At 71.4% G+C, this 4,830-nt stretch carries 4 protein-coding genes; 1 reads left to right on the top strand and 3 read right to left on the bottom strand.

All coding sequences use genetic code 11. The features are described from left to right. Positions 1-295: 295 nt before the first annotated feature. The 3 genes from DSY14_RS26915 to DSY14_RS26925 all read right to left on the bottom strand — a co-directional run bounded on the left by DSY14_RS26915 (position 296) and on the right by DSY14_RS26925 (position 3,660). Positions 296-697: a DUF779 domain-containing protein gene (locus tag DSY14_RS26915; protein WP_211719415.1), complete on the bottom strand. Its 402-nt coding sequence runs from the start codon at positions 695-697 to the stop codon at positions 296-298. After that, positions 697-2,220, bottom strand: a complete 1,524-nt coding sequence (locus tag DSY14_RS26920; protein WP_211719416.1) for an aldehyde dehydrogenase family protein — start codon at positions 2,218-2,220, stop codon at positions 697-699. Before DSY14_RS26920 ends, DSY14_RS26915 begins: the two co-directional genes overlap by 1 nt. 123 nt (positions 2,221-2,343) lie before the next feature. Next, positions 2,344-3,660: a GAF domain-containing protein gene (locus DSY14_RS26925; protein ID WP_211719417.1), complete on the bottom strand. Its 1,317-nt coding sequence runs from the start codon at positions 3,658-3,660 to the stop codon at positions 2,344-2,346. A 258-nt stretch (positions 3,661-3,918) separates the two neighbouring features. On the opposite strand from DSY14_RS26925, the gene DSY14_RS26930 reads away from it, so the two are divergent. Further along, positions 3,919-4,566: a hypothetical protein gene (locus tag DSY14_RS26930; RefSeq protein ID WP_211719418.1), complete on the top strand. Its 648-nt coding sequence runs from the start codon at positions 3,919-3,921 to the stop codon at positions 4,564-4,566. Positions 4,567-4,830: the final 264 nt, after the last annotated feature.

Genomic DNA, 4,830 nt, shown 5'->3' on the forward strand with positions numbered 1-4,830 from the left:
GATCTGGCACAACTGGCTGATCGGTGCCCCGGTCAAACGGTCGTTGATCGCTTACGACCACTGACCAGGGCACACATTTCCCCATCAACGATCTAGGGCGTGTGCTCTCAGGGCCTGACGACGACGCGGGAACCTTCGGGGCCCGGAGGGACATCGATCCCTCCGGGCCCCGCGTCGTCTCCCCTCCGGGCCCCGCCGACGGAGCGTCGGCCCCGGACGTGGTCGGGGTCGGTCGGGTCCCCTCGGCCCGACCGACCCCGGATCTCCCTCTCGGAGATGGTCTCTCTGAGGCTCCTCAGTCCTCGCTCTCCACGCGCTCGGCCTCCTCGTCGGTCATCAGGCGTGACCTGATGAGGAACCGCTGTCCGGTCGGGGCCTCCACGGAGAACCCCGATCCGCGGCCGGGGACCACGTCGATGGTCAGGTGGGTATGGCTCCACAGCGCGAACTGTGAGCGCGACATCCACACCGGCACCGGGTCCGGCAGCCCCACGTCCAGGTCCCCGAGTCGCACGTCGGAGTCCCCGGTACGGAACTCCCCCAGCGGATAGCACATCGGGGAGCTGCCGTCACAGCAGCCGCCGGACTGGTGGAACATCAGGGGACCGTGGTCGGCGGTCAGCTCCCGGAGCAGGGCCGCCGCGGCCTCGGTCACCGCCACCCGCTCCACGGTGGTCTCGCCGCCGGTGGTGTCCATCAGAACAACCCCATCGCCTGGTCCGAGTAGCTCACCAGCAGGTTCTTGGTCTGCTGGTAGTGGTCGAGCATCATCTTGTGGTTCTCGCGGCCGATCCCGGACTGCTTGTAGCCACCGAAGGCCGCGTGCGCCGGGTAGGCGTGGTAGTTGTTCACCCACACACGCCCGGCCTGGATGTCCCGACCGGCCCGGTAGGCGGTGTTGCCCAGGCGCGACCACACGCCCGCGCCGAGCCCGTACAGGGTGTCGTTGGCGATCTTGATGGCGTCGGCGTAGTCGTCGAAGCGCGCCACGGACACCACGGGGCCGAAGATCTCCTCCTGGAAGATCCGCATGTTGTTGTGGCCCTCGAAGACCGTGGGGGTGACGTAGTAGCCGCCCGCGAGGTCGCCGTCCATCTCGGCCCGGCCGCCGCCGGTGAGCACCTTCGCGCCCTCCTGGCGACCGATGTCGATGTAGGACAGGATCTTCTCCAGCTGGTCGTTGCTGGCCTGGGCCCCGAGCATGGTCTCGGTGTCCAGGGGGTCGCCCTGCTTGATCCGCCCGACCCGGGTCAGGGCGTCGGACATGAAGCCGTCGTAGATGGAGTCCTGGATCAGCGCACGGGAGGGGCAGGTGCACACCTCACCCTGGTTGAGGGCGAAGAGCGCGAAACCCTCCTGCGCCTTGTCGTAGAACGCGTCGCGCTCGGCGGCCACGTCCTCGAAGAAGATGTTCGGGCTCTTGCCCCCCAGCTCCAGCGTGACCGGGATGAGGTTCTCGGAGGCGTACTGCATGATGAGGCGACCGGTGGTGGTCTCACCGGTGAAGGCGACCTTGCGCACCCGGGAGCTGGACGCCAAGGGCTTGCCGGCCTCCACACCGAAGCCGTTGACGACGTTGATCACGCCCGGTGGCAGGAGGTCGCCGATGAGGTCCATCAGCAGCAGGATCGAGGTGGGCGTCTGTTCGGCGGGTTTGAGGACCACCGTGTTGCCCGCGGCCAGCGCCGGGGCCAGCTTCCAGACGGCCATGAGGATCGGGAAGTTCCACGGGATGATCTGACCGACCACGCCCAGCGGTTCCTGGAAGTGGTAGGCGACGGTGTCGCCGTCGATCTCGGAGCTGTGCCCCTCCTGCGCCCGAATGGCGCCGGCGAAGTAACGGAAGTGGTCGATGGCCAGGGGGATGTCGGCCGCCAGACACTCGCGGACCGGCTTCCCGTTCTCCCAGGCCTCGGCGACCGCGATCCTCTCCAGGTTCTCCTCCATCCGGTCGGCGATCCGGTTGAGGATCACCGCGCGTTCGGTGGTGGAGGTGCGACCCCAGGCGGGTGCGGCGCCGTGGGCGGCGTCCAGGGCGAGCTCGACGTCCTCGGGACCACTACGGGCGACCTCGGTGAAGGTGCGCCCGGTGACGGGGGTGGGGTTCTCGAAGTAGCGTCCCTTGACCGGCTTGACCCACTCGCCTCCGATCCAGTTGTCGTAACGCGTCGCGTACTCGACGACGCTGCCGGACTCACCGGGGGGAGCATAGATCGCCATGGTGGTGTGCCTCCTTCGATGTGGGCGCGCCGTCACCCGCGGCCCCGGCGCGTCGTTCCCAGGGACGGTCGGGATGTGACGCTAGTTACACGAAGGTTGCGACCACGTTGCGAGGGTGTGCGCTCAGCGGCCCAGTCGGTGCAGGCGCACCCGCAGGGTGTCGTGGCGGGGCGACGCGGGGTCGGTGGCGCGCAACGCCGCCGTGAGCACACGGGGGTCCTCGCGCCACTCCGGCTGTTCGGACCAGGCCAGCAGGGTCGGGGCGTCCGCACGGGAGGCGACCACCTCGCACACCTCCGCCTGGAGCTCGTGGCGCGCCTCCACGACCCCGGGGGCCTCCGAGCGCGGCAGGACGTGCCCCTCGTAGACGTTGACGGCCCGCCGGTAGTCGCCCTCCGCCAGGTGGCGGCGCACGTCGTCCACGTCGGTCCCCACGTGACGGAGCAGCCGGTAGGGCCGCGAGGCGATGAGGTCCATGCCCAGGAGTCGACGCATCCGCGACATCTCCGCCCGGATGGTCACCGGGGAGGCGTCGCGTTCGTGCAGGAGGGCGCCGAGGGTGTCGCCGGCCAGCCCCCGCGGGTGGTGCGCCAACAGCAGGAGGATCTCGGAGTGGCGGGTGCTGAGTTCGAGGGAGCGGCCGTCCACCTCCAGGAGGCCCTGGTCACGGCCGAGGACACGTAACCGGACCGGGGTGTGCGGGCCGGCCCCGGCGACCGCTGCGGCCGCCGCACCCGGGGCGATCGCGGACGGACGCGATGGGGTCGGGGTCAGTCCGCCGAGCCGACGGGCCCGGATCTCCATCTCCGCGGCGGCCGCCGCCGTCCGGACCAGTGCCAACGCCTGTGGCGAGGCCAGGTGGTCCCCGCCGGTGAGGTCGAGCACCCCCAGGAGCGCACCGGTGTCCGGGTCGTGCAGGGGCGCGGCCGAACAGCTCCAGCGTTGCGCGCCCCGGCTGTAGTGCTCGCTGGCGAAGACCCGCACCTCGTGGTCCAGGGTGAGGGCCACACCGGGCGCGTTGGTGCCGGCGGAGCGCTCGTGCCAGTTGGCGCCCTCGACGAAGCGCATCTCCTCGGCACGGGTGCGCAGACCGTGGTCGCCCTCCACCCACAGGAGGCGTCCGGACACGTCGCCGACCGCGAGGATCTGTGGCCCCGGCGCTCCGTCCAGCAGCAGCCGGCGCAACAGCGGCATGGTGACGGCGAGCGGGTGCGCGTCACGGTGGTCGTGCAGGGCGGGGCCGGTGAGTTCCAGCCGGGGCAGGGTCAGGTCCGGGTCCACCCCGTGCAGGGCGCTGCGGCGCCAGGACTCACCGACCACCGGGCGCACCCCTGCGCCGAGCCGACCCGAGTCGGTGAAGCGTTCGTGTGCGAGGGCCGCGTCGCGGCGCACGTCGTCCCGGTCGGTCTCCCACGACCACGCGTTCCCTGCCCTGGACATCGGTGGGTCCCTCCGTCGCGGTGGCGCTGCTCCCGGCGTCCTACGCCTCGGGACCTCGATTGAATCCACGTGCGAGGGTCCTGACAAGCGTTTCGACCGGAATCACTCGCGAGTTGCCCCGCTCACGACCTGTATGTACCCGTCCGTTCCCGCCCCGGACACCCGACCGGGCCACTCCGCCCCACCAGGGGACGCGGGCCGGGGAACGTCACATCTCGGGCGTCCTCGCCGCACGCGCCCTTCTGCCAGAATGCGCGCATGCACAACTCCCCTCGGTCACCGCACATCCCCCCTGCCTCCCCGGTACCCCCCGTACCGGTGCCACCGGGCACGTCCGCACCGCCGGCGGGCCGGACCCCCGGCACGGTCGGTTACTGGATCTCCGGCGGCCTGGCAGGCCTGGCCGCGCTGCTCTTCGCGGGTGGGGTCTTCCTGGCCGGCAACCCGGTGCGCGCGGAGCCCGGGGACCCCGTTCCGATCCCGACCGGCGAGTCCGTGCGGTTCGAGGTGGCGTCGGGCGAGGAGGGTGACGAGGGCTGGATGGTCTTCGGTAGCCACGGGTCGCAGAGCCTGGACTGCCGGTACGCCGGGCCCATCGGTGGGGAGGAGATCCCCTCCTCGTATCGCCACATCAACGATCTGCACGGCTCCTGGTCTCCGCTCGGGTTCGTGTCCACCCCCGTCGCCGGGGAGTACTCCATCCACTGCTCCGGTGCGCACGGCATGGAGCCCCGTGAGGGCTCCGACTACGTGCTGGCCCGCGCCGACGTGGTGCACGCGGTGGACACGCAGCAACTGATCGGCCGTCTGCTCGTCGTCATCGGCGCCCCCCTGCTGCTGATCGCGGCGATCGCGGTCGCGGTGGTCACCACCGTGCGCCGCCGCTCGATCTCCCGACGCCCCTGACACCGCGAAGGAACCGGCCCTCACCATGACCGACCCCACGGAACACGCGTCGTCCGCAGAGCCGCCGCACGGTCCACGACCAGGGTTCGCGCCTCCCACCGGATCCGCCGCGGAGGGACCGCCGGCACCCGGGGAAGCCGCCCCCGGCCCGGTCGGCGCCCCCGAACACGCGTCGTCAGCACCTCCGCCGCACGGGCCACGACCGGGCTTCGCGCCCCCGACCGCCCCCACGGCGGAAGGGCCGTGGGGGCGGTCGGGGGCGCG

Origin of the sequence: Nocardiopsis sp. MG754419 (genome assembly GCF_018207095.1) — a bacterium.
GTDB lineage: Bacteria > Actinomycetota > Actinomycetes > Streptosporangiales > Streptosporangiaceae > Nocardiopsis.